We start from the raw sequence: 23,531 nt of genomic DNA on the forward strand, positions 1-23,531 counted from the left end.
AGACGTCGCCTTCGGCGACCCTCAGGATGAGGTCATAGTTTCCCGCCGCTGGTATGAGTTTCACGCGCCCGCACAAAAAAATGCGCCGGACCAGCGGGGCCCGGCGCAGTTCATCGGCAGAGCCGACTACACCTTCCAGAGGGACAGCTGCGGCGACACGAGACGTGTGGGAGGAAATCGTCGCCACGAGCTGCAACCAGCATGTCGGCCGCGAGCGGGCGGAACAACGCGGCTTTCGACATGCCACCCCCGCTCGCGGAGCAGGGCTTTTCGCGGCTGCGAAAAGAAACGGCCGCCGTGCGCGACGGCGGCCGCTGTCGTGATCTCCCGCGCGGCGGGCTTCAATAGCTCCAGCGCTGCGCCTTGCTGACCAGGAAGTCGCGAAACGCCTGCACGCGGGCGACCGACTTCAGCTCTTCCGGATAGACGAAATAGGCGTCGAGCGAGACCGCGTCGTCGTCGCCGAACAGCGTGACGAGGCCTTCGTTGTCCTCGAGGATGTAGTCCGGCAGCATCGCGATGCCGATGCCGCGCTGGCAGGCGCGCAAGACGCCGGCGATGTTGGTGATGATCAGATGCGGCGAGCGCAAATCCTTGCCCTCGCGGCCGGCGGTCAGAAGCCAGCGGGCGCTCTGCAGGTTGATCGGCACCACCGTGCCGCCGAGCACGATCAGCCGATGCTTGTCGAGATCCTCGACGCCGCGCGGCGTGCCGAACCGCTTGAGGTACTCGGCCGAGGCGTAGGCGTGATAATGCACCGAGAACAGCTTGCGCTGGATCAGGTCGGGCTGGGTCGGCTGGCGCAGGCGGATCGCGACGTCGGCCTCGCGCATCGCCAGGTCGAGCTCCTCCTCGGTCGCCATCAGCGTGATGCGGATGTCGGGATAGAGATCGGTGAACTCGCCGAGCCGCGGCGTCAGCCAGTGCACGCCCATGCCGATCGTGGTGGTGACGCGCAGGTCGCCGTGCGGCCGCTCGCGACTGTCGGTCAGCTTCACCCGCACCGATTCGAGCTTCATGAACACGTCGTGGGCGGTGCGGTAGAGAAGCTCGCCCTGCTCGGTGAGGATGAGGCCGCGGGCATGGCGGTGGAACAGCGCGACCGACAGCTCCTGCTCGAGCGCGCTCACCTGGCGCGACACGGCCGATTGGGAAAGGCCGAGCTGCTCACCCGCATGGGTGAAGCTGCCCGCCTCGGCGGCCGCGTGAAAGACCTTCAGCTTGTCCCAGTCCATGATCGATCGCGGGCCTCGCCCGTTCCCATCCCGGCCCGCCGTTGCGCACGGGCTGCTCCCGGATCGACGACGAGCCGGGCTTGTTCTCGTGTGGCACGGATCGGGCACGTGGGCTCGCCCACGCTGCAACGCCCTCGCCCGTGATCCATCGACATGGTTGAAAAACTCCGAACGGCTACGCTGCGACGATCTCGGTGGCGGCCATCGCCGCCAGGAAGCGCTCGGCCTCGAGGGCGGCCATGCAGCCCATGCCGGCGGCGGTCACCGCCTGCCGATACAGCTCGTCGGCGACGTCGCCGGCGGCGAACACGCCGGGCACCGAGGTCGCGGTGGAGAACGGCGCCACCTTCACGTAGCCGGACGGCTTCAGCTCGAGCTGGCCTTCCACCAGCTCGGTCGCCGGCGCGTGGCCGATCGCGATGAACACGCCGTCGGCGGGAAGCGTCGTCGGCGCGCCGGTCGTCACGTCGCGCAGCTTGACGCCGGTCACCTTCGGCGGCTGCTCGCTGCCGACCACCTCCTCGACGATGGTGTTCCACACCACCTCGATCTTCGGGTTCCGAAACAGCCGGTCCTGCATGATGCGCTCGGCGCGAAACGCGTCGCGCCGGTGCACCACCGTCACCTTGCTCGCGAAGTTGGTGAGGAACAGCGCCTCCTCGACCGCGGTGTTGCCGCCGCCGACCACCACCACCTGCTTGCCGCGATAGAAGAAGCCGTCGCAGGTCGCGCAGGCCGACACGCCGTAGCCCTTGAACGCCTGCTCCGACGGCAATCCGAGCCAGCGCGCCTGGGCGCCGGTCGCCAGCACCAGCGAATCGGCGAGATAGAGGGTGCCCGACTCGCAGGTCGCGCGGAACGGCCGCTGCGACAGGTCGAGCGCGCTCACGTGATCGGTGACGATGGTGGCGCCGACATGCTCGGCCTGCTTCTGCATCTGCTCCATCAGCCACGGGCCCTGCACGCCCTCGGCAAAGCCCGGATAGTTTTCCACGTCCGTGGTGATGGTGAGCTGGCCGCCCGGCTGGATGCCCTGTATCAGCACCGGCGAGAGCATCGCGCGCGCAGCGTAGATGGCCGCGGTGTAGCCGGCAGGCCCGGACCCTATGATGAGAACCTTGGCATGGAGGGTCTCGGCCATGCGTCGCCTCGTCGTGTTGGGGAAAGACCGCTGGCGGGGTGCGAGCGGCGGGACAGAAGTGCCGTCAATTTAGACTTTCCGTCAAGGCATGCAAGACACGCATAACCCCGGATGTGCATACCGCATCTTCGGCTCCACCGTCGGGGCATGCGCAATATTATTTCTCGATGGCACGTCTCTTGCGATAATGAGATCGCGAGTCGCCCGCCGTCCGCCCGGAGCCTGCCGTGTCCTACCGTCTCGATGCCATCGATCACCGAATCCTGAAGGAGCTTCAGGACAACGGCCGGATGACCAATGTCGAGCTCGCCCGCCGCGTGGGCATCTCGCCGCCGCCCTGCCTGCGCCGTGTGCGGGCGCTGGAGGATGCCGGCTTCATCACCGGCTATCGCGCGCTGCTCGACGAGAAGCAGCTCGGCTACGAGGTCACCGCCTTCGCGATGGTGCACCTGTCGAGCCAGGCGGAGGCCGACCTCGTCGCCTTCGAGGAGTATATTCGCTCGAAGCCGCTGGTGCGCGAGTGCTGGATGCTGTCGGGCGAGATCGACTTTCTCCTGAAGTGCGTCGCGCCAAATCTCTCGACCTTCCAGGCGCTGGTGGCCGAGCTGACCGCCGCGCCGAACGTGCGCAACGTCAAGACGACGCTGACGCTGCGCAACGCCAAGAACGCCGCGGCGGTGCCGCTCGAGCTCGACCGTTTGGCCGGGTGACGACGTCGCAAACGTTCGGTCGCAAACGTTCGAGTTCTTTCGAGTGCCCGCCATGACGACTTCCGACACGCCGCGGCCGATCGCCGTCCTGGTCGACCGCGAGGGCTTGGGTGATTCGCTCCTCAAGCTCCCCTTCCTGCGGGCGATCGCAAAAGCCTACCCGGACCGGCCGATCTGGTGGATCGCCACCCACCAGACGGCGATGGCGCGTGAGCTCGCGCCCTTCATGAAGGGCACGCTCGCGAAGGTGATCGAGAATGCCGGCATCACCACGCCGCCGCGCGAGGTGATCCCGCGGCTGAAGGCGCTGCCCGCCTTCGAGCTGGTGTTCGATTCGCGCACCCGCGTGCTCACGGTGCTGTTGGCGCGCCTCTTCCTGCGCCACCGCGGCTTCTATTGCGCCCTGCCCGGCTACGCGCTGTCGAGCCGGCGGCCGCCCGGCCGGTGGACGCGCCCGCACGGCGTCGCCGACCGCATGCTGAGCCTCGCCGAGGCGGCTCGTCGCGGGCCGGCGGATTGGTCCGGCCGTTTCGATATTTCCGAAAATGCCCGCGCGCTCGCCGCCACCCGCCTACCCACCGGGCGAACCTATGTCGGGCTCGCGCCCGGCAGCCGCGAGGCACGCAAGAACTGGCCGATCGCCCGCTGGGTGGCGCTGGCAAAAGCCTTGTCGGCGAGCGGAAGCACGCCGGTGTTTCTGATCGGCCCGCAGGAGGCGGAGATGATCGACGCCATCCGGGCCGAGGTGCCGGACGCGCTGATGCCGGAGGTCGAGCCGGTCGACCCAGCGCTCGGCCTAGTGCGGCTCGAGCTGGCGATCGCGATCGCCGAGCGGCTGGCGGCGGCGGTCGCCAACGACAACGGCATCGGCCATCTCTTGGCGATCGTCGGCACGCCCTTGGTCAGCCTGTTCGGGCCGACCGATGTCGGCCGCTGGAAGCCGTTCACGACGCGCGGGGTGATCGTCCGGGCCCGAGATTTCGGCGGCACGACGATGGAGGACATTCCGGTGGACGCGGCGTTTCGCGCCGCCGAGCGCGTGCTGGCGGGATAGCGGCGCCATATTTTCCGACGGACACGGAAAAGAAGAAGCCCCTCACCCGCGAGCTTCGCTCGCGACCTCTCCCCGTGAACGGGGAGAGGTTTTGGAGACTGCGGCACCGCTCTTCCTGAACGTCTCACCGCACCGCGCTACGGGATGCACACATCCTCGAAAACGACGAGTTCTCAATAGGAATCGCGAACGCTTCCAAGAACTCCTCCGTCATCGCCGGGCTTCGACCCGGCGATCCATCAACCCGAACAAAAAGACCTTTTGATCTTGATGGATGCGCGGGTCGGAGCCCGCGCATGACGGATGAATGCATCCGGGGCGATGTGTGCATGCTCTCCCCGCATCGCGGGGAGAGGTCGGAGTCCGAGCGACAGCGAGGACTCCGGGTGAGGGGTATGGGCGCTTTCCCTGCAGGTGTTCTGCAGCGCGCGTCCGCCGGCCCGCTCAATACGCGGCGTAGGATTTTTCCTCGACGATCTCCGAGCCGACGAGGTCGTCGATCGCCCGCTTGAGCGCGGCACGACGGTCGTTGGTGCGGTAGACCGCGCGGGCGAGCTTCACGAACGTCTCGCCGAAGTCGCCCTTGCGCTCGCAGTCGCGGATGTCGTCCTCGATCTGCCAGAGCGTCTCGTTGACCGCCTTCAGCTCGGCCTTCAGCGGCGCTATGCCGGGCTCGGCCGCGATCAGCGGTGCGAGTGTCGCCGCGAGCTGGTCCAGCTCGCGGCCAACGTTCGTGCGCTTGACGGGATCGGCGATCCGCTCGGCCTTGATCTCGAGAATCGTGACCTTGTCGGCCAGCTCGCCGACCGAGACGACGATCTCGACCCGCGTCCCGCTCGGCCCGCCTGCCCCGGCTCCGCCGGCGTTTACGGCCAGGGGCGCGCTCACCGCCACTCGACCTCGAGCACCTCGTAGGCTTTTGCGCCGCCCGGCGTCACCACCTCGACCTGGGCGCCCTTCTTCTTGCCGACCAGCGCGCGGGCGAGCGGCGAGGTGATCGAGATGCGGCCGGCCTTGGCGTCCGCCTCGGGCTCGCCGACGATCTGCCACACGGTCTTCTTCTCGGTGTCCTCGTCGATCAGCGTGACGGTCGCGCCGAATTTTATGGTGTCGCCGGACAGCTTGGAGACGTCGATCACCTCGGCGCGCGCGAGCTTGTCCTCCAGCTCGGCGATGCGCCCCTCGTTGAGCGACTGCGATTCCTTCGCGGCGTGATACTCGGCATTCTCCGAGAGGTCGCCATGGGAGCGGGCCTCGGTGATCTGCTGAATGATGCGAGGCCGCTCGACCTGCTGGCAGTGGCGCAGCTCCTGCGCGAGAGCCGCATAGCCGGCCGCCGTCATCGGTATCTTGTCCATCGGTTCCTCTCCGACAGAAAAACGCAATCGACCGCAAGGTGGCCCGCAGGCCTCCCTGCCGTCGTACGAGAGAGTGTCAGCCGTGCCCTATATCGCCGAACGCGCCCGTCACCGGGCGCGGTCGGAGAAATAGCTTTGCAGCGTACGAACCTCGAGGTCGCCCCCGAGATAGGCTTTTATGCCCAAACTCGCCGCAATGGCTCCGGAAAGAGTGGTGTAGTACGGCACTTTATGCAAGAGGGCTGCACGACGCAGGGAGCGTGAATCGCTCAGCGCCTGAGTGCCGTCGGTGGTGTTGAAGACGAGTTGCACACCGCCGTTCTTGATCGCGTCGACGATGTGCGGGCGGCCCTCCAGCACCTTGTTCACCTTCTGCGCCGGCACCCCGTGGGCTTCGAAATAGCGCTGGGTGCCGGACGTCGCGATCACCTTGAAACCGAGTTCCGACAACAGCTTGACGGTGTCGAGGATGCGCGGCTTGTCGACGTCGCGCACCGACACGAACACCGTGCCGGCCCGCGGCAGACGGTTGCCGCCGCCGATCTGGCTCTTGGCGAAGGCGATCTCGAACGAGCGATCGAGCCCCATCACCTCGCCGGTCGAGCGCATCTCCGGGCCGAGCAAGGTATCCACACCCGGGAAGCGCGCGAACGGGAAGACCGCCTCCTTCACCCCCACATGCGCGAGCTTCGGCGGGGTGAGACGCTGGCTTTCGAGCGACTCACCGGCCATCACGCGGGCCGCCACCTTGGCGACCGGGATGCCGATCACCTTGGCGACGAACGGCACCGTGCGCGAGGCGCGCGGGTTCACCTCGAGCACGTAGATGTCGCCGTCCTTGATGGCGTACTGCACGTTCATCAGGCCGCGCACCTCGAGCGCCAGCGCGAGCGCGCGGGTCTGGCGCTCCAGCTCGGCGATCGTCTCGCGGGGCAGCGAGTGGGGCGGCAGCGCGCAGGCCGAATCGCCCGAATGAACGCCCGCCTCCTCGATGTGCTCCATGATGCCGGCGACGAAGGTGTCCTTGCGGTCGGCGAGGCAGTCGACGTCGACCTCGGTGGCGTCGGACAGATAGCGGTCGATCAAGAGCGGACGCCGCTCGGAGACCACCAGCTCGGACGGCCGGCCGAGATCGCCCGACAGGCGCTCGAGGTAATTGTCGAGCTGATTGCCGTCGTGGATGATCTCCATCGCCCGGCCACCCAGCACGTAGGACGGCCGGATCAGCACCGGATAGCCGATCTGATCGGCGATCGCGCGCGCCTTGATGGTGGTGTCGGCGATGCCCGACAGCGGCTGGCGCAGGCCGAGCCGGTCGAGCAGCTTCTTGAAGCGGTCGCGGTCCTCGGCGAGGTCGATCGCATCGGGCGACGTGCCGAGGATCGGCACCTCCGCCTTCTCGAGCGATTCGGCGAGCTTCAGCGGCGTCTGCCCGCCGAACTGGACGATCACGCCGTGCAGCGTGCCGTTCTTGCGCTCGTTGTCGATGATCTCGATGACGTCCTCGGCCGTCAGCGGCTCGAAGAACAGGCGATCCGAGGTGTCGTAGTCGGTCGACACCGTCTCCGGATTGCAGTTGACCATGATGGTCTCGAAGCCGGCCTCCTTCAGCGAGAAGCAGGCGTGGCAGCAGCAATAGTCGAACTCGATGCCCTGCCCGATCCGGTTCGGCCCGCCGCCGAGAATGACGACCTTCTTTTTGTCGGTCGGCGCCGACTCGTCGGCCGGCAGCCCCGCGAACGGCGCCTCGTAGGTCGAGTACATGTAGGCGGTCGGCGAGGCGAACTCGGCCGCGCAGGTGTCGATGCGCTTGTAGACCGGGCGCACGTCGAGCGCGCGGCGGCGCTTGGCCACCTCCTCCGGCTTGAGCCCCGCGAGCTTGGCGAGCCGCGCGTCGGAAAAGCCCATCGCCTTGAGGCCGCGCAGCACGCCGGCGCTGGTCGGCAAGCCCTTGGCCATCACCTCGGCCTCGGCCTCGACGATGCCGCGGATTTCCGCGAGGAACCACGGGTCGATCCGGCAGGTGCGGAAGATCTCCTCGTCGGAGGCGCCGAGCCGCATCGCCTGCGCGACCTTGAGGATGCGGTCGGGCGTCGACTGCGCGAGCGCCGCGCGGATGGCGTTCTTGTCGTCGCCGGTGCCGATGCCGTCGATGGTGATCTCGTCGAGCCCGGTCAGGCCGGTCTCCAGCGAGCGCAGCGCCTTCTGCAGCGACTCCTGAAAGGTGCGGCCGATCGCCATCGCCTCGCCGACCGACTTCATCGCGGTGGTGAGCAGCGGCTCGGCGCCGGGGAATTTTTCGAAGGCGAAGCGCGGCACCTTGGTGACGATGTAGTCGATGGTCGGCTCGAACGAGGCCGGCGTCGCGCCGCCGGTGATGTCGTTGGCGATCTCGTCCAGCGTGTAGCCGACCGCGAGCTTGGCCGCGACCTTGGCGATCGGGAAGCCGGTCGCCTTGGAGGCCAGCGCCGAGGAGCGCGACACTCGCGGGTTCATCTCGATGACGATCAGCCGCCCGTCGTCCGGGTTGACGGCGAACTGCACGTTCGAGCCGCCGGTCTCGACGCCGATCTCGCGCAGCACCGCGAGCGAGGCGTCGCGCATCATCTGATACTCTTTGTCGGTCAGCGTGAGCGCCGGCGCGATGGTGATCGAGTCGCCCGTATGGATGCCCATCGGGTCGAGGTTCTCGATCGAGCAGACGATGATGCAGTTGTCGTTCTTGTCGCGAACGACCTCCATCTCGAACTCTTTCCAGCCGAGCACGCTCTCCTCGATGAGCACCTCGGTGGTGGGCGACGCGTCGAGCCCGCGCTCGACGATCTCCATGAACTCGGACTTGTTGAAGGCGACGCCGCCGCCGGTGCCGGCGAGCGTGAAGGACGGGCGGATGATCGCCGGCAGGCCGATGTCCTCCACCGCCTCCAGCGCCTCGACGAGGCCCTTGGCGATGTAGCGCCGCTTGCGCTCGGCCTCGCCCGCCGCCCACTGCGCCTCGCAGGCGGTCACCGCGCGCTTCGCCTCGTCGGGCGGCAGGCCCTGCGCCTCGATCTTCGCGATCTCGGCGGCGTGCAGGTCGCGGTCCGCCTTCTTCATGTCGGAGGCGTTGGCGAGCGCCGATTTCGGCACCTCGAGGCCGATCTTCTTCATCGCCTCGCGAAACAGCTCGCGGTCCTCGGCCTTGTCGATCGCCTCGGCGGTGGCGCCGATCATGGTGACGCCGAACTTGTCGAGCACGCCCATGCGGCGCAGCGACAGCGCGGTGTTGAGCGCCGTCTGGCCGCCCATGGTGGGCAACAGCGCGAGCTTGTCGTCGGGACGCTCCCGGCGCTCCTTCTCGATGATCTTTGCGACGATCTCCGGGGTGATCGGCTCGACATAGGTGGCGTCGGCCATCTCCGGGTCGGTCATGATGGTGGCCGGGTTGGAGTTGATCAGCACCACCCGGTAGCCTTCCTCACGCAGGGCCTTGCAGGCCTGGGTGCCGGAATAGTCGAACTCGCAGGCCTGGCCGATGACGATCGGCCCCGCGCCGATGATCAGGATCGAGGAGATGTCGGTGCGTTTGGGCATCCGGTTTTTGCGGTTGTGTTGGAGTTGGGTCGGATCGTCTCGCGGTGACGGGGCAGTTCGGGCACAAAAAAAGGCGTCGTGGACGCGCCGCCTTGCGAACTCGACCGATCTGTCGCCTGCCCCCGGCGGAGCGCCTGGGCGGCGGACCGTTTAGCCCAGAATCGTCGGCGTGGGAAGAGCGTCGGGCCGGATCGGCGGCCGATGCGGTATCTTGACACCTTTTCCGAGCGAATTCAGAGGCATCGGGGTCGGCCGGCCTGCACGGGGCCGGCGCACGGGGCCGGCGCGCCGAGACCTGCGCCGCGAACCCGGGCGCCGCAGAACGAGCGAACCCGGACGAGCCCGCCAGGGAGACACATCGGGGGACGACAAAGCGGGGACGACACATCGGGGGGACGAGCGCACCGGCCGAACGGCCGGTGCGTCGTCGCGCGACCGCGCCTATTGCAGCTTGCCGCAGACGATCCGCGCCTCGGACGGCAGGCTGTCGCCGCTCCAGCGGGCTTTTGCGAACATTTGCTCGGTCGGCGCCGGGGTGGCGGTGAGCAACGCCTCGCCGGCGTCGCAGGCCGCCTCGCAGCTCGTCTTGCCCTCGCAGGTCGCGGTGACCGCGCGCAGCACCGGCGCGGCGGCCGGCGTGGCGGCCGCCTGCGCGGCGGGCGCGCTCGGCAGCACCAGGTTCAGCACCGGCTCGGCGGCGCTGCCGGTGATGGTCGCCGAAGCCTTCGGTCCGGTGGTGACGGTGCCGATCGAGAGCTTGGCGGCCGGGCCCGGCTCGCCCTGCGGTCCGGCCTCGCCCTTGGCACCCGGATCGCCCTTGGGCCCCGCCTCGCCCTTCGGCCCCGCGGCGCTGGCGGTGCCCGCCGTGCCGGCCGGACCGGCCGGCCCCGCCTCGCCCTTCGGACCCGCCGGGCCGGTGTCGCCCTTCGGGCCCGCCGCGCCCTGCGGGCCGGCATCGCCCTTGTCGCCCTTCGGGCCGGCCTGGCCGCAATTGGCGATCACCACCTCGCGCTCCTCGTCGGCGGACTTCACCGTCACGGTGCAGTCGGCGGGGTGATAGACCTCTTTCCAGGTGAAGCGGCGATTGCTGCGCGACATGGTGTCGAAGCGGCCGTCGAACGTCACCTTCTCGTTGGCCTTGGCGACCCGGCCGCTGATGACGAGCTGGCCGTCCTCGATCTTGGCGGTGGAGATCTGAATCGCCGCATCGGCGGCGCCGAGGGTGACGAGAGTGAGGGCAGCGCCCAGCATGATCGATCGCATGATTACCTGCTCGAACCTCCCACAGCGGAGCCGCAGGATGCTGCTCCGCGGATGATCCCATAGACGGCAACCGCAATCCCTTCGTGACGGAGCACGGCGAGCGGATGTCGTCCGACGTGCGGGCCGCGGGTCCGGGACGCGTTCGGCAGTCACGTTGACGGCGCGAGAAGCGCCGATCGAAGAATGGCAAGCAGGTCGGATTTTGTCGACCGCGGCGTGGGCGAGCGGGCGCCGCAATCTCGAGCAGGCCGCGGCTCTGATCACGGCCGGCCCGATCACGGCCCGCCCGATCTCGATCCGCCGGCGCGAGGGCGGCCGGACACTGCGGGGCGGCAGGCGAGAGGCGCGAGACGGCCGGATCGAAGAGGGCTGGATCGGAGAAGGCCGGATCGAACACGGCGGGATCGAAGATGGCGGCGCCGAGCACGGCGACGGTTCGGCGCCGGCGGGCGCCTACCCTGCCCCTGCCCTGCCCGTGCAAAAAAAACGCCCGCGGGCGGCCACCGTCCCGGCGACCGCCCGCGGAAAAGCTCGTATCGGTCAGGACGAGGCGCCGGGCCGGCCGCCTTTCGCGGTGTCGCTCACCGCCTTCATGGCGGTCTCGCTCAAATCCTTCACCTGCTCGGTCATCGCCTGGATCTGGGCCTGCAGGAACTCGGTCTGGAGCCGCAGGATCTCCTGAGGATCCTTGGCGCTGAGGAGCCCTTGCGCGAACTCGAACGCACTGGCCACGTTGCGCTCGGTGTAGCTCATCACCTTGTTGCTCAGCTCGGCGCCGCCGAGCATCGGCATGCCCGGCACGCCACGCTGGAAGAACTGCAGATAACCGTTCACCGCGGTCCGCATCTGCTCGAGGCTCTGCTCGGTCATCTTGCGGAGGTCGGCGGACATTTCGAAGGGGGTCGACGCTGGCATGGTGATCTCTCCTGAGACACTGCGGCTGCGAGACCGCGAAGACGATGCTGTATTCGCGAGGGTCCGGTGACGGCGCAGCGCCCGAAACCCGAGTTCGGAGCGCCGCGATGGGTGTGAGCCACGACCTCGTTCGAGGTCGGCCTGTGTGGCACGCTTCGACGGCCGACGTGAGCGGACGACGCATGATAGGCATGTGGATAGGGAATGGTCAAAGCCAATTCCGCCCGGCCGACTGGTCGCATGATACCAACACCGAGAGTCGCAATCGGTTCTTCCCGCGGTGAGAATTCGGCAGGGAGGTCCGGCTCGCGGCGCGGCCGGCCGGCGATTGAAGCCCGGCGCCGGGAATCGTAGGGTCGCGCCCGCACACCGTTGCGCGGTGGCCCCGGCCGACGGGCCGACGGCGCCCCCGCGAACCCACATCGACTCTCCCGCATGCGTCGGCCGGCCGACCGGCGTGCGTCCAACCGAAGCGAGGATTTCATGGCGTCGATCACCCTGCGGCGTCCGGACGACTGGCACGTGCATTTCCGCGACGGCGCCGTGCTGCGCACCGTGGTGCCGTTCACCGCCCGCCGGTTCGCCCGCGCCATCGTGATGCCGAACCTGGTGCCGCCGGTGACCACCACCGCGATGGCAAGCGCCTATCGCGAGCGGGTGCTCGCCGCGGTGCCGCCGGGAAGCGGCTTCACGCCGCTGATGACCTGCTATCTCACCGACGGCACCGACCCGGCCGACCTCGTCGCCGGCCACCGCGACGGCGTGCTGACCGCGGCAAAGCTCTATCCGGCGAACGCGACCACCAATTCGAGCCACGGCGTCACCGACATCGAAAAGATCTTCCCCGTGCTCGAGGCGATGGAGCGCGCCGGCATGCCGCTTCTCGTGCACGGAGAGGTGAACGACCCGGCGGTCGACATCTTCGACCGCGAGGCGGTGTTCATCGAGCGGGTGCTCGATCCGACCCGCCGGCGCTTTCCCGCGCTGAAGGTGGTGATGGAGCACGTGACGACCCGCGAGGCTGTCGATTACGTGCGCGAGGGCGGGCCGACCATCGGCGCCACCATCACGCCGCAGCATCTGATGATCAACCGCAACGCCATTTTGAGCGGCGGCATCCGGCCGCATTATTACTGCCTGCCGGTCGCCAAGCGCGAGCACCACCGGCTGGCGGTACGGGCGGCGGCGACCGGCGGCGACCCGTCGTTCTTCCTCGGCACCGACACGGCGCCGCATCTGCGCCACCGGAAGGAGGCCGAATGCGGCTGCGCCGGCCTGTTCAACGCGCCCGCCGCGCTCGAATGCTACGCGACCGTCTTCGCCGAGGAGAACGCGCTCGACAAGCTCGAGGCGTTCGCCTCGCTCAACGGCCCGGCCTTTTACGGGCTGCCGCCGAACGAGGCGCGCATCACCCTGGTCGACGAGCCGGAAACGCCACCCGCCGAGGTGCCGGTGCCCGGCGAAGGAAGCCTTCGGGTGTTCGGCGCCGACGAGACGGTGCGCTGGCGGGTGCAGGATCCGGCATGACCGAGCCGGCACGACCGAGCCGGCACGATCGCCCTCGCCCGATCGCTCGGGACCGCCGCCTTCGCGGTGCGAGAAAGGTTTTTTGCTGCACGTCAAACCCGTGCAGCACGAGCGCGTTAACGTCCTGCGAGCGCCGACGTGGAGCCGTTCGCCGAAGAGATCCGTCCCGTTCGAGCGCCGAAGACTTCCGCCCGATCGAGACCGACCGATCGACCGAGGAACCGATCGAAGGAACAGGACGACGATCGTGAAAGCTTCCGACCTGATGACGAGCGAGGTGGTCACGGTGGCGCCGCACGTGCCGGTGCGCAAGATCGCCGAGGTGCTGCACCGGAACGGCATCAGCGCCGTGCCGGTGGTGGACGACAGGGGTGCCCTGATCGGCATCGTCAGCGAGGGCGACCTGATCCCGCTGTCCGCGCCCGACCGCAACGAACGGCGCGACTGGTGGCTGCGCATGCTGGCGGAGGGCGAGGAGCTCGGCGCCGCCTTCGTCGAGCACCTCGAGAAGGACCAGCGCACCGCGCGCGAGATCATGAAATCGCCGGTGATCACCGTGCCGGCGGAGGCCGATCTGGTGGAGGTCGCGCAGGTGCTGGCCTCGCATCACATCCGCCGCGCGCCGGTGATGGCGAACGGCAGGATGGTGGGCATCGTCAGCCGCGCCGATCTGGTCGAGGCGATCGCCGAGAACGGCCGGGTGCCGGCCGCCGCCTCCGAGCAGAAGGCGCCCGGCGGCTTCGACGCCGCGGCGGCGGCGCAGCATCTGACCGCGCTGCAGGAGCGGCTGAAGAAGAAGGCCCTCGCGAGCAACAAGACGTCGGCGTCCGCCCCCTCGCACGCGGCCGGCCCGGCGCAGCCCGTGCCCGCCGCCCAAAAGCCCGCCGGCCAAAAGCCCGCTTCGACGCCGACGGCGGACGCGCCCTCGGCGGCCGAGTTCCGTCACCTGGTCGAGCAGCACGAGCAAGACGTCTCCTCCCAGCACGGCGAGGCGCATCGCCAGCTCGAGGAGCGGCGCCGCCAGGAGGTGAACGAGCTGCTCGCGACCGACCTCGACGACGAGCGCTGGCAGCGGCTGGTTCACGAGGCACAGATCGCCGCCGAGAAGGGCGAGGCCGAGCACATGCTGATCCGCTTCCCGTGCGACCTGTGCAGCGATCACGGCCGCGCGGTGAACGCGCCCGACCCGAACTGGCCGGAGACGCTGCGCGGCCTGCCGGCCAAAATCTTCGCGCGCTGGAAGGAGGAGCTGCAGCCGCACGGCTTCGTCATGCATGCCCGCGTGGTCGATTTTCCGGACGGCATGCCGGGCGACGTCGGCCTCTTCCTCGCCTGGGGCAAGTGAGAGCGTCTGGGCAAAGTGAAGAGAGCGCCTGGGGGACGTGAGAGCGCGCCAGAGTTCGAGAGCCAGGCGATCGAGAGCCCGACGATCGGGATTGCACCGAACGTCGCCAAACCTCTCGACGACGGCTCGAGAGCCTGCGAGAGCCCTCGAGAGACCGAGGCGGCGCGGCGGTGAAAGACCGCCGCGCCTTTTTCGCGTCACAACCTGCGTCAGATCCGGCCGGTCTCGCTCTCGCGGCGCAGCTCGGCCACCACCTCGCGGCGGCCGAGCACCGACCACAGCTCGCGCACCGCCTGCTCGCTCGACTCCGCCGTCGCGTCGCGGAACCGCTCCATGATCTCGCGCAGCTCGATCACCGCGCGGTCGAGCGCAGGCGGCAACGCCACGGTCATCGACGGCGTATGGAACGGCCCTTTGGGATCGAACAGCAGCGCGATCCGGTCCATCGCACGATCGTATTCGTCCGCCCCCACCGACTCGCCGTCGGCACGCAGGAGACCGGCCAGCAGGTTGTGGGCCTGCGCGAGCCGGTCGTGAATGGCTGCCTCGTTCACTGCGCGCGACTCACGAACTTGTGGAAGCGGCTGACCTTGCCGTCGGCGGTGCGGTCCTGATGCAGGAAGGCGAGGTTCGACTCCTCGAACTTGTCGAAGAACTCGTCCCAGCCGATCGTCTCGAGCCCCTCGTCCTTCGGCTCGAAATCGAGCCGCAGGATGCCGGCGTGCTCGCCGCCGCTCTCGGTGCCCTTGACGGTGGCCGGACAGCCGCCGCGCTCCTCCGCCCAGCGGCGGATCGCCTCGTGGTCGGTGGTGGTCTCGCCTTGCGACATGGCGCTCTCCTTCGGTTTCGTTGCGGGTCCGAGCGGCCTGCGCGATCGACGGCAGGCCTCTTGCCGGTGTTTCGAGACGGAAACATTCGGGCGAGGTCGTGTGTTCCACCTCCGCTCCGGCCGCTCCGGCCGCGCGGGCCGCTCGACACGACGGAGGCGTATGACACGCGACGACGCGAAGCACTCTCCCGCGACAGTCGTCGGGTCGGAGCCCGCCGGTGACGCGTGGATGACGGCGATGCGGCGCGGCGATTTCGCAACCGCCTGGTCGATCGCCGACGACGTGCTCGCGGCGCGCCTGGCGCGCGGCGAAACCTGCTGGCACCTTCCGCGCCACCAGCAGTGGCTGTGGACCGGCGCGCCGCTCGAGGGCCGCCACGTTCTGGTGCATTGCTACCACGGGCTCGGCGACACCCTGCAGTTCGTCCGCTTCGCACGGGCGCTGCGTCGGCGCGCCGCCCGCGTCACGCTGTGGGTGCAGCCGGCGTTGCTGCCGCTGGTCGCGACCGCCCCCGGCGTCGACGCGGTGATCCCGCTCGGCGACGGCGCGCCCGGCATCGCCCGCGACGTCGACATCGAGAGCATGGAGCTGTCCCACGCGCTCCGCATCCGGCCCGACCGGCTCGCCGACACCGTTCCCTATCTCGTCCCACCGCCCCGCGATCCAAAGCTGCCGCCGGCGAGCGACCGGCGGCGGATCGGCTTCGTGTGGCGCGCCGGCGGCTGGGATCCCGCCCGCTCGGTGCCGACCGCGGCGGTCGCGGCGCTGTTCGACCGTCTCGCGAAGAACGACCACATCGAAGCCTTTTCGCTGCAGCGCGGCCTCCCCGCGGACGAGACGCAAAACCTTCGCGCGACCGACATCGGCACCGACGACGTCTGCCTCACGGCGGCGCGCATGCGGGCACTCGACCTCGTGGTGTCGGTCGACACCATGGCCGCGCATCTCGCCGGCGCACTCGGCGTGCCGTGCGTCACGCTGTTGCGCGAGGCGTGCGACTGGCGCTGGGGAGATACGGGCGAGCGCACACCATGGTACTCGTCGATGCGGCTTTTGCGAACCCCGCCGGGCGGCGACTGGGCCGACGTGATCACGACGCTCGAGCAGCTTCTTCACCCGTCGACCGTCGGCCGTCCGACCGAGGCGGTGCCGGAACAAACCTCCGGCGGGCACGTTGGCCAGAGACACTTACCTCCGTGCCCTTCGGCTCACGCCCATCCCCGCGGGCGCGACCGCTCGGACGACATTCGGACGACATGATGCAGAGTCCCGCCACCTCATCACGAGCTTCATCACGAAAAGTCCGCGTCGGAATCGTCGGTGTCGGGAACTGCGCCTCCGCGCTCGTGCAGGGGCTGTCTCACTATCGCGATGCACGCGTCAACGAGCCCGAGGCCGGGCTGATGCACACCGACCTGGGTGGTTATCACGTCCGCGACGTGGAGGTGTCGGCCGCCTTCGACGTGCACGCCAAAAAGGTCGGGCGCGACGTGTCGGAGGCGATCTTCGCCCCGCCCAACAACACGATCCGCTTCGCCCGCGTGCCGCCGGCCGGAGTGAAAGTCGAACGCGGCCCGACGCTCGACGGCATCGGCCGGTGGCTGCGCGAGGACATCGTCGAATCCGATGCGCCGGAGGCCGACGTCGCCGCCGTGCTGCGCGACAGCGCGACCGACGTGGTGGTGTCCTATCTGCCGGTCGGGTCGCAGAAGGCGACCGAGTTCTATGCCGAGCGCGCGCTCGACGCCGGCTGCGCCTTCGTGAACTGCATCCCGGTGTTCATCGCCTCCGACGAGGCGTGGCGCCGCCGCTTCGCCGAGCGCGGCGTGCCGCTGATCGGCGACGACATCAAGAGCCAGGTCGGCGCCACCATCGTGCACCGCATGCTCGCCGCGCTGTTTCGCGATCGCGGCGTCGCGCTCGACCGCACCTATCAGCTCAATTTCGGCGGCAACTCCGACTTCAAGACCATGCTCGAGCGCGAGCGGCTCGACTCGAAGAAGATCTCCAAGACCCGCGCGGTCACCAGCCAGCTCGACGTGCCGCTGCCGGCCGACAAGATCCATATCGGGCCGAGTGATCACGTGCCGTGGCTCGAGGATCGCAAATGGGCGCACATCCGCATGGAGGGCACCGGCTTCGGCGGCACGCCGCTGAACGTCGAGCTGAAGCTCGAGGTGTGGGACTCGCCGAACTCCGCCGGTGTGGTGATCGACGCGGTGCGCTGCGCGAAAATCGCGCTCGACCGCGGCATCGGCGGCGCGCTCGACGGGCCGTCGAGCTGGTTCATGAAATCGCCGCCGATCCAGGTCGGTGATCACGAGGCACGGCTGCGGCTGGAGCGGTTCATTGCCGGCGAGGCGTGACGCTCCCGCCGGTCGCGTGCGCGCCCCGATCACGATCCGGGACGGCCGACGATGACGACGTTCTTCCTCGTGCGCCACGGCACGCACGCCCTGCAGCACCGCGTGCTGGCCGGCCGGATGCCGGGCGTCGTGCTGGCCGACGAGGGCCGGCGGCAGGCGCTTGCGCTGGCCGAGCGGCTCGCCGCCGAGCGGCCGACCGCCCTCCTCGCGAGCCCGCGGCGGCGCACCCGCGAGACCGCCGCGCCGCTCGCCGCCGCGACCGGGCTCGCCATCGCCATCGCGCCGGAGGTCGACGAGGTGAACATGGGCGATTGGACCGGGAAGAGCTTCGAGGAGATTTCCGGCGATCCGCGCTGGACCGCCTGGAACACGGCACGCGCGAGCGCCCGCGTGCCGGGCGGCGAGAGCATGGGCGAGGTCGCGCAGCGCATCGGCGGCCTGCTCGATCGCCTCGCCGGCGCCACGCCCGACGGCCGCATCGTGATCGTGTCGCACGGCGACGTGATCAGGTCCGCTCTGCTCGACCGGCTCGGCCTGTCGCTCGACGCCTACGACCGCATCGAGATCGCGACCGGCAGCGTCAGCACGCTGGTGGTCGGCCCGTGGGGCGCAAAAATCCTCGCGATGGGCGAGCGGCCCGCGTCGCCCGCCGAAACCCTCGTCACCCCGGATGCAAAGCCCTTCGACATGATCGTTCACCCGACATGAACATGCGCACCCTCCCCCTCTCCCGCGAGAAAATCCGAGCCGAGGTGCAAGCCCTCGGCCCGTGGTTCCACAATCTCGACCTCGCCGGTGTGAAGACGGCGCCCGACCATTTTCTCGGCGACTATCCGGCGGTGAAGTGGCGACGCTTCGAGCAGTCGCTGCCGGCCGATCTGACCGGCAAGAGCGTGCTCGACATCGGCTGCAATGCCGGCTTCTATTCGATCGAGATGAAGCGGCGCGGCGCCGCCCGCGTGCTCGGCATCGATTCCGATCCGGACTATCTCGCCCAGGCGCGCTTTGCCGCAGAGGTCTGCGAAGCGAACATCGAGCTGCGGCAGATGTCGGTCTATCAGGTCGGCGAGATCGGCGAGACGTTCGACGTCGTGCTGTTCATGGGCGTGCTCTATCATCTGCGCCACCCGCTGCTCGCGCTCGATCTCATCCACGCCCACGTCGCCCGCGATCTCCTGGTGTTCCAGTCGATGCAGCGCGGCAGCGCCGACGTGATGGAGACCGCCGAGAACTACGATTTCTGGCAGACCGATCCGTTCGACCGGCCCGATTATCCGCGGCTGCATTTCGTCGAGAAGCGCTACGCGGGCGACCCGACCAACTGGTGGATCCCCAACCGCGCGGCGGCCGAGGCGATGCTGCGCAGCGCCGGCTTCACCATCGTCGATCACCCCGAGGACGAGGTCTATCTGTGCCGCCGCGCCGGCGCGCCCTCGCCCGATCCGCTCCCGAACACCGTGCCGGAGGCTTTATGATCGAAGCCGCGATGATCTGGAACGAGCCCAACAACAAGTCGCATTGGGATCCCGAGATCGACCCCGACTGGAGCCTGTTCGGCGAGATGGCGATGCTCGCCGGCAAGGCGATCGGCTCGGCCGCGCCGTCGCTGCCGCGCGTGCTCGGCGGCATGTCGCCGATCGATCCGGACTTCGTGCTCAACATGGAGGCGCGCGGCGTGCTCGATCACGTCGACGTGGTCGCCGTGCACGGCTTCCCGCTCGACTGGAATCTCTGGTCGCTCCACGACTGGCCACAAAAGCTCGACGAGATCCGCGCCGTCACCAAGCTGCCGGTGTGGGTGTCGGAGGTCGGCGTCTCGACCTTCGGCGCCGAGGAGGTGCAGGCCTTCGGCCTCGCCCGCACCGCCGAGCTGCTGATCGGCCGCACGCCGCGCATCCACTGGTACAGCCTGTACGATCTCCCCCGCGCCTGGCCCGCCACCACCCGCCACAAGGAGGCCGAGGGCTCGTCCTACTATCGTCACTTCTCCATGGGTCTCCTGCGGGAGGACGGCACGCCGAAGCTCGCGCTCGAGGAATTCGCCAAGCATACGCCCGCGCTCGGCATCTGTCAGTGGTTTCATTATCACGACCATCGGCTGGACGACGCGGTCGCCTGGATGAAGCGGCTCGGCGTAAAACATCTGCGCACCGGCCTGTCGTGGGCCGACAGCTTTCGTCCGAACGCGCTCGACTGGTTCGACCGGCAGATGGACGCGCTCGCCGAGTTCGACGTGACGGTGACGTTCTGCTTCACGCCGGAGCATCTCGGCATCGCGCCGCATCACACCAGCCCGCCGCGCGAGCCGCAGGCGTTCGCCGAATTCTGTGCGTCGATGATCGAGCGTTACGTCGTCCGCACCGCGGTGCGCGAGGTGCTGCTGGCGCCGGCGGAGTGAGCGCCGGCCCGCGCGGGTTCGTCGGGGCGCCGACTCCCGTCGACGCCGGGACCGGCCGCGCCGGCGGGTGCAGGAACAAAGCACGTCGCGTGGCGTTCGCACCACGACCGATCAAGAAGGAGCGATCATGCCGACCCGAGTGCTCGTCACCGGCGGAGCCGGTTTCATCGGTTCGCACGTGACGGACCTTCTTCTCGAGCGCGGGTTCGCCGTGCGCGTGCTCGACAATCTCGATCCTCAGGTGCACGACGGCAACGACACGCCGCGTCATCTGTCGGCCGAGGCCGAGCTGATCGTCGGCGACGTGCGCGATCCCGATGCGGTCGCCCGCGCGCTCGACGGCGCCGGCGCGGTGATCCATCTCGCCGCCTCGGTCGGCGTCGGGCAGAGCATGTACGAGATCGCTTCGTATACCGAGGTGAACGATCTCGGCACCGCCGTGCTGATGGAGGCGCTGCTGCGTCGCCCGGTCGAGCGCATGGTGATCGCCTCCTCGATGAGCGTGTACGGCGAAGGCAGCGCGCGACACCCGGACGGCACGATCGTCGCGCCCGACGACCGCACCGCCGATCAGCTCCGCAAGGGCCGATGGGATCTGGAGACCGCCGACGGCACGCCGCTCGCGCCGGTGCCGACCGCCGAGACGAAGCCGCCGGCGCTCGGCTCGATCTACGCTCTCGGCAAGTTCGTGCAGGAGCGCATGGGCCTGATCACCGGCCGCGCCTACGGCATCCCGACCGTCGCGCTGCGCTTCTTCAACGTGTTCGGGCCGCGCCAGGCGCTGTCCAACCCCTACACCGGCGTGCTGGCGATCTTCGCCGCGCGCCTGCTCAACGGGCGGCCGCCGATGGTGTTCGAGGACGGGCTGCAGCGCCGCGATTTCGTGCATGTGCGCGACGTCGCGCAGGCCTGCCTGCTGGCGCTCGGCAGCGAGCGCGCGGTCGGCGGCGTCTACAATGTCGGCTCCGGCGCGAGCCGCACGATCCTGTCGATCGCCGACGATCTCGCCGCGGCGATGAACGTGTCCGGGCTCGCACCGTGCGTCACCGGAAAGGCACGCGCCGGCGACATCCGCCACTGTTTCGCCGATCCCACGAAGAGCCGGGCGGAGCTCGGCTTCGTGCCGGCGGTCGATTTCCGCGAAGGCCTCGCGGAGCTCGCCGGCTGGCTCGCCACCGAGATCGCGGTCGACCGGGTGGATCAGGCGACCGCCGAGCTGGAGCGGCGCGGGCTGGTGGCGTGACGTTTTTGCGCGAAGGGCTCGCGCGAGACGCACGAGAAGTCGTGATCACGTTCTACACGACAGGCTCGCGTGCAAGAACCGCGAGGGAGTTCGCATGAAAGTCGCGCTCGTCAATCCGCCGTGGGGTTTCGACGGCAGCATCTATTTCGGCTGCCGCGCGCCGCATCTGCCGATCGAGCTCGGCGCCTCGCGGCAGATGCTGGAGGCGGCGGGCCACACCGTGCGCGTCGTCGATGCGCAGCTGTTCGGCCTGTCGCTCGCCGATGTCGCCGCCGAGGTGAAGAGCTTCCGGCCCGACATGACGGTGATCACCACCGCGCCGAGCTATCTGTTCTGGCGCTGCGCGCCGCCCGAGCTGCGGGTGCCGCAGGAGACGGTGCAGGCCCTGCGCGATCTCTCGCCGCTCCTGGTCGCCATCGGCCCGCACGGCTCCACCACGCCGCGCGCGGCGCTGCGCAAGCTCGGCGTCGACATCGTGGTGATGGGCGAGTGCGAGGAGAGCCTCGCAAAGCTCGCCGCCGGCGCGCGCGACTTTCCGGGCCTGTGCTTTCGCGACGGCGACGAGATCCGCGTGCTCGGCGGCCCGCAGGCGGCGCGCTTCGTCGACATGCCGCCGCTCGTCTGGCCGGACGAGGCGATCGTCCGCCACCGCCATCATCACCACCGCTTCGATGCCGAGCCGGACGTGCCGGGCGCCGAGGTCGAGGCCTCGCGCGGCTGTCCCTACAATTGCACGTTCTGCGCCAAGGAGAACTTTCGCAACGGCTATCGCCGCCGGCCGGCCGCCGCCGTGCTGGCGGAGATCGAGCGGCTGCAGACGCAGGGCGTCGGCTACGTCTATTTCATCGACGAGATCTTCCTGCCGAACGAGGAGCTATTGCGCGGACTCGTCGGCCGCGGCCTCGCCTTCGGCGTGCAGACCCGCATCGATCTGTGGAAACCCGATCAGCTCGCGCTGCTCGGCGCCGCCGGCTGCGTCTCGGTGGAGGCCGGCGTGGAAAGCCTCACCCCCGAAGGTCGTGATCTGCTCGCCAAGAAATGCCGGCTGACGACCGACCAGCTGGCCGAGCGTCTGCTCGCCGCCAAGCGGCACATCCCGTTCGTCCAGGCCAATCTGATCGAGGTGCCGCAGGACGACGACGCGACCGTGCAGCGCTGGCGCGACACCATGCGCGAGGCCGGCGTGTGGGCGAACGATCCGGTGCCGCTGTTTCCCTATCCCGGCTCCCCCGACTACCGGAAGATGTGGGGCGAGCCCGACGACGACGCCTGGGAGCGCGCCCACGCGCATTATCTGCGCCAATTCGAAGCGTTCAGCGACATCCAGGAGGAACGTCCGCGCCCGCTCCACGAGCTGGAGCACTGCTGCTCATGATCGACCGGAGACGTCCGATGTCAGACCCCTATCGCCTGCGCGTGATGATGACCGCCGATGCGGTCGGTGGCGCCTGGGTCGTCACCACCGCACTCGCCCGCGAGCTCGCCCGCCGCGGCCACGAGGTGGCGCTGCTCACCCTCGGCCCCGCCCCCTCGGCCGCCCAGCGCGAGGCGGTGGCGGTGCCGGGTCTGTCGCTGGTGCCGACCGACCTCGCCCTCGAATGGATGGACCCCGACGGCACCGACTTTTCGCACGCGCGCGAAAAGCTCGCGGCCTATGCGGAGGCATTCGGGCCGGACGTGATTCATCTCGGCGGCTTTCGCGAGGCGCTCACGCCGTTCGAGGCGCCGGTGCTGATCGTCGCGCATTCGTGCGTGCGCTCGTGGTGGCGCGCCTGCCGCGGCGGCGAGCCGGACGAGCCGCGCTGGCACACTTATGCCGACAATGTCGCGCGCGGGCTCGCCGCCGCCGAGATGTGGGTCGCGCCGACCGCCGCCTTCTGCGACGAGATCACGCGCCTTTATGCGCCGCCGCGTCCGGGCCTGGTGATTCACAACGGCGTGCCCTCCGCGGTGGTGATCGAGGAGGATCGCAAAGCCTTCGTGCTCGCCGCCGGGCGGCTGTGGGACGAGGGCAAGAACATCCGCGCCCTGGTCGACGTCGCGCCCGATCTCCCCTGGCCGGTGCGGCTCGCGGGGCCGGCGAAGGCGCCACACGGCGTCGCGCTCGAAGCGCCGGAGGCGCGCCGGGTCGAGCTGATCGGCGATCTCGCCCGCGCCGACCTGTTGGCCGAGATGCACGCGGCGGAGATCTTCGCCTCGCCCGCCCATTACGAGCCGTTCGGCCTGACGGTCGCCGAGGCCGCGGCGTGCGGCGCCGCGCTGGTGCTGTCCGACATCCCGAGCTTTCGCGAGCTGTGGGACGGCGCCGCGGTGTTCGTCCACCCCGACGACCGGGCGGCGCTGCAGCTCGCGGTGACGCGGCTGTGCAACGATCCGGCCCTGCGCCAGCGCCTGCAGGAGGCCGCGCGCGAGCGCGCCGCCCGCTACACGGTGGCCGCGATGGCCGACGCCTACGAGGACCTCTATCAGGGCCTCGCCGGCAATCCGGCGGGCGCCCGCGCCTCCCGGCCGAGCGAGGAGGCCGAGACCAGCCGGGCGCAGGCCGGGCTGTGGGCGTGACGGGACCGAGACCG

At 69.3% G+C, this 23,531-nt stretch carries 22 protein-coding genes; 12 read left to right on the top strand and 10 right to left on the bottom strand.

Translation table 11 applies throughout. The features are described from left to right. The 3 genes from A33M_RS25010 to trxB all read right to left on the bottom strand — a co-directional run. Positions 1-196: hypothetical protein (locus A33M_RS25010; RefSeq protein WP_237718395.1), on the bottom strand; the 196-nt coding region annotated here is incomplete at its 3' end. A gap of 145 nt (positions 197-341) precedes the next feature. After that, positions 342-1,235, bottom strand: coding sequence for a LysR family transcriptional regulator (locus tag A33M_RS16180; RefSeq protein ID WP_008389224.1), 894 nt, complete (start codon positions 1,233-1,235; stop codon positions 342-344). Positions 1,236-1,410: 175 nt separating this feature from the next. Continuing rightward, positions 1,411-2,376, bottom strand: a complete 966-nt coding sequence (gene trxB, locus A33M_RS16185; RefSeq protein ID WP_008389227.1) for a thioredoxin-disulfide reductase — start codon at positions 2,374-2,376, stop codon at positions 1,411-1,413. A gap of 227 nt (positions 2,377-2,603) precedes the next feature. On the opposite strand from trxB, the gene A33M_RS16190 reads away from it, so the two are divergent. Both A33M_RS16190 and A33M_RS16195 read left to right on the top strand, forming a co-directional pair. Continuing rightward, on the top strand, positions 2,604-3,086 hold the full coding sequence (locus tag A33M_RS16190; protein ID WP_008389229.1) for an Lrp/AsnC family transcriptional regulator: 483 nt from the start codon (positions 2,604-2,606) through the stop codon (positions 3,084-3,086). Between the two features lie 52 nt (positions 3,087-3,138). Further along, the gene (locus A33M_RS16195) at positions 3,139-4,140 is read left to right on the top strand and encodes a glycosyltransferase family 9 protein (protein WP_040621075.1); all 1,002 of its coding nucleotides are present in this window, start codon (positions 3,139-3,141) and stop codon (positions 4,138-4,140) included. 444 nt (positions 4,141-4,584) lie between these two features. Here the strand turns inward: A33M_RS16195 and A33M_RS16200 are convergent, their stop codons facing one another. From A33M_RS16200 to A33M_RS24110, 5 genes are all read right to left on the bottom strand, one after another. Beyond that, positions 4,585-5,028, bottom strand: a complete 444-nt coding sequence (locus A33M_RS16200) for a DUF6165 family protein (protein ID WP_008389233.1) — start codon at positions 5,026-5,028, stop codon at positions 4,585-4,587. After that, positions 5,025-5,498: a transcription elongation factor GreA gene (gene greA, locus A33M_RS16205; protein WP_008389234.1), complete on the bottom strand. Its 474-nt coding sequence runs from the start codon at positions 5,496-5,498 to the stop codon at positions 5,025-5,027. The genes A33M_RS16200 and greA overlap by 4 nt, the downstream gene beginning before the upstream one ends. Before the next feature lie 108 nt (positions 5,499-5,606). Further along, positions 5,607-9,071, bottom strand: a complete 3,465-nt coding sequence (carB, locus tag A33M_RS16210) for a carbamoyl-phosphate synthase large subunit (protein ID WP_008389236.1) — start codon at positions 9,069-9,071, stop codon at positions 5,607-5,609. A 441-nt stretch (positions 9,072-9,512) separates the two neighbouring features. Next, positions 9,513-10,334: a collagen-like protein gene (locus A33M_RS24470; protein WP_008389238.1), complete on the bottom strand. Its 822-nt coding sequence runs from the start codon at positions 10,332-10,334 to the stop codon at positions 9,513-9,515. A gap of 540 nt (positions 10,335-10,874) precedes the next feature. Then, positions 10,875-11,249 (bottom strand): phasin family protein, encoded by a 375-nt coding sequence (locus A33M_RS24110; RefSeq protein ID WP_157223516.1) that lies wholly within the window; start codon positions 11,247-11,249, stop codon positions 10,875-10,877. A gap of 483 nt (positions 11,250-11,732) precedes the next feature. On the opposite strand from A33M_RS24110, the gene pyrC reads away from it, so the two are divergent. After that, entirely contained in the window at positions 11,733-12,776 is a 1,044-nt protein-coding gene (gene pyrC / locus A33M_RS16225; protein WP_008389242.1) for a dihydroorotase, read from the top strand. A gap of 247 nt (positions 12,777-13,023) precedes the next feature. After that, complete coding sequence (locus A33M_RS16230) at positions 13,024-14,121, top strand: CBS domain-containing protein (protein WP_008389244.1); 1,098 nt, start codon at positions 13,024-13,026, stop codon at positions 14,119-14,121. Between the two features lie 209 nt (positions 14,122-14,330). On the opposite strand, the gene A33M_RS16235 is transcribed toward A33M_RS16230, so the two are convergent. Next, on the bottom strand, positions 14,331-14,675 hold the full coding sequence (locus A33M_RS16235; RefSeq protein WP_008389246.1) for a hypothetical protein: 345 nt from the start codon (positions 14,673-14,675) through the stop codon (positions 14,331-14,333). Next, positions 14,672-14,950, bottom strand: coding sequence for a hypothetical protein (locus A33M_RS16240; RefSeq protein ID WP_008389248.1), 279 nt, complete (start codon positions 14,948-14,950; stop codon positions 14,672-14,674). Before A33M_RS16240 ends, A33M_RS16235 begins: the two co-directional genes overlap by 4 nt. A gap of 229 nt (positions 14,951-15,179) precedes the next feature. Between A33M_RS16240 and A33M_RS16245 the strand changes: the two genes are divergently transcribed. The 8 genes from A33M_RS16245 (at position 15,180) to A33M_RS16280 (ending at position 23,517) form a co-directional block, all read left to right on the top strand. Further along, positions 15,180-16,211 (top strand): glycosyltransferase family 9 protein, encoded by a 1,032-nt coding sequence (locus tag A33M_RS16245; RefSeq protein ID WP_008389250.1) that lies wholly within the window; start codon positions 15,180-15,182, stop codon positions 16,209-16,211. A gap of 143 nt (positions 16,212-16,354) precedes the next feature. Continuing rightward, positions 16,355-17,317: an inositol-3-phosphate synthase gene (locus A33M_RS16250; RefSeq protein WP_237718396.1), complete on the top strand. Its 963-nt coding sequence runs from the start codon at positions 16,355-16,357 to the stop codon at positions 17,315-17,317. Positions 17,318-17,368: 51 nt separating this feature from the next. Continuing rightward, complete coding sequence (locus A33M_RS16255; protein ID WP_008389254.1) at positions 17,369-18,025, top strand: histidine phosphatase family protein; 657 nt, start codon at positions 17,369-17,371, stop codon at positions 18,023-18,025. 2 nt (positions 18,026-18,027) lie between these two features. Beyond that, complete coding sequence (locus tag A33M_RS16260) at positions 18,028-18,792, top strand: TIGR04290 family methyltransferase (RefSeq protein WP_008389256.1); 765 nt, start codon at positions 18,028-18,030, stop codon at positions 18,790-18,792. Beyond that, positions 18,789-19,715: a beta-xylosidase gene (locus tag A33M_RS16265; RefSeq protein ID WP_008389259.1), complete on the top strand. Its 927-nt coding sequence runs from the start codon at positions 18,789-18,791 to the stop codon at positions 19,713-19,715. The genes A33M_RS16260 and A33M_RS16265 overlap by 4 nt, the downstream gene beginning before the upstream one ends. A gap of 127 nt (positions 19,716-19,842) precedes the next feature. Then, entirely contained in the window at positions 19,843-20,958 is a 1,116-nt protein-coding gene (locus tag A33M_RS16270) for an NAD-dependent epimerase/dehydratase family protein (RefSeq protein ID WP_040621078.1), read from the top strand. 94 nt (positions 20,959-21,052) lie between these two features. Beyond that, on the top strand, positions 21,053-22,333 hold the full coding sequence (locus A33M_RS16275) for a TIGR04295 family B12-binding domain-containing radical SAM protein (RefSeq protein ID WP_008389263.1): 1,281 nt from the start codon (positions 21,053-21,055) through the stop codon (positions 22,331-22,333). 17 nt (positions 22,334-22,350) lie between these two features. Continuing rightward, positions 22,351-23,517, top strand: a complete 1,167-nt coding sequence (locus tag A33M_RS16280; RefSeq protein ID WP_052027090.1) for a glycosyltransferase family 4 protein — start codon at positions 22,351-22,353, stop codon at positions 23,515-23,517. Positions 23,518-23,531: the final 14 nt, after the last annotated feature.

This window comes from Rhodovulum sp. PH10 (genome assembly GCF_000293785.1).
Lineage (GTDB): Bacteria > Pseudomonadota > Alphaproteobacteria > Rhizobiales > Xanthobacteraceae > Rhodoplanes.

Excerpts from the sequence above, each read along its gene's own strand:
- A33M_RS16180 (WP_008389224.1), bottom strand. The coding sequence starts at position 1,235 with ATGGACTGGGACAAGCTGAAGGTCTTTCACGCGGCCGCCGAGGCGGGC.
- trxB (WP_008389227.1), bottom strand. The coding sequence starts at position 2,376 with ATGGCCGAGACCCTCCATGCCAAGGTTCTCATCATAGGGTCCGGGCCT.
- A33M_RS16195 (WP_040621075.1), top strand. The coding sequence starts at position 3,139 with ATGACGACTTCCGACACGCCGCGGCCGATCGCCGTCCTGGTCGACCGC.
- greA (WP_008389234.1), bottom strand. The coding sequence starts at position 5,498 with ATGGACAAGATACCGATGACGGCGGCCGGCTATGCGGCTCTCGCGCAG.
- carB (WP_008389236.1), bottom strand. The coding sequence starts at position 9,071 with ATGCCCAAACGCACCGACATCTCCTCGATCCTGATCATCGGCGCGGGG.
- A33M_RS24470 (WP_008389238.1), bottom strand. The coding sequence starts at position 10,334 with ATGCGATCGATCATGCTGGGCGCTGCCCTCACTCTCGTCACCCTCGGC.
- A33M_RS24110 (WP_157223516.1), bottom strand. The coding sequence starts at position 11,249 with ATGCCAGCGTCGACCCCCTTCGAAATGTCCGCCGACCTCCGCAAGATG.
- pyrC (WP_008389242.1), top strand. The coding sequence starts at position 11,733 with ATGGCGTCGATCACCCTGCGGCGTCCGGACGACTGGCACGTGCATTTC.
- A33M_RS16240 (WP_008389248.1), bottom strand. The coding sequence starts at position 14,950 with ATGTCGCAAGGCGAGACCACCACCGACCACGAGGCGATCCGCCGCTGG.
- A33M_RS16245 (WP_008389250.1), top strand. The coding sequence starts at position 15,180 with ATGACGGCGATGCGGCGCGGCGATTTCGCAACCGCCTGGTCGATCGCC.
- A33M_RS16250 (WP_237718396.1), top strand. The coding sequence starts at position 16,355 with ATGCACACCGACCTGGGTGGTTATCACGTCCGCGACGTGGAGGTGTCG.
- A33M_RS16255 (WP_008389254.1), top strand. The coding sequence starts at position 17,369 with ATGACGACGTTCTTCCTCGTGCGCCACGGCACGCACGCCCTGCAGCAC.
- A33M_RS16260 (WP_008389256.1), top strand. The coding sequence starts at position 18,028 with ATGCGCACCCTCCCCCTCTCCCGCGAGAAAATCCGAGCCGAGGTGCAA.
- A33M_RS16265 (WP_008389259.1), top strand. The coding sequence starts at position 18,789 with ATGATCGAAGCCGCGATGATCTGGAACGAGCCCAACAACAAGTCGCAT.
- A33M_RS16270 (WP_040621078.1), top strand. The coding sequence starts at position 19,843 with ATGCCGACCCGAGTGCTCGTCACCGGCGGAGCCGGTTTCATCGGTTCG.
- A33M_RS16275 (WP_008389263.1), top strand. The coding sequence starts at position 21,053 with ATGAAAGTCGCGCTCGTCAATCCGCCGTGGGGTTTCGACGGCAGCATC.
- A33M_RS16280 (WP_052027090.1), top strand. The coding sequence starts at position 22,351 with ATGTCAGACCCCTATCGCCTGCGCGTGATGATGACCGCCGATGCGGTC.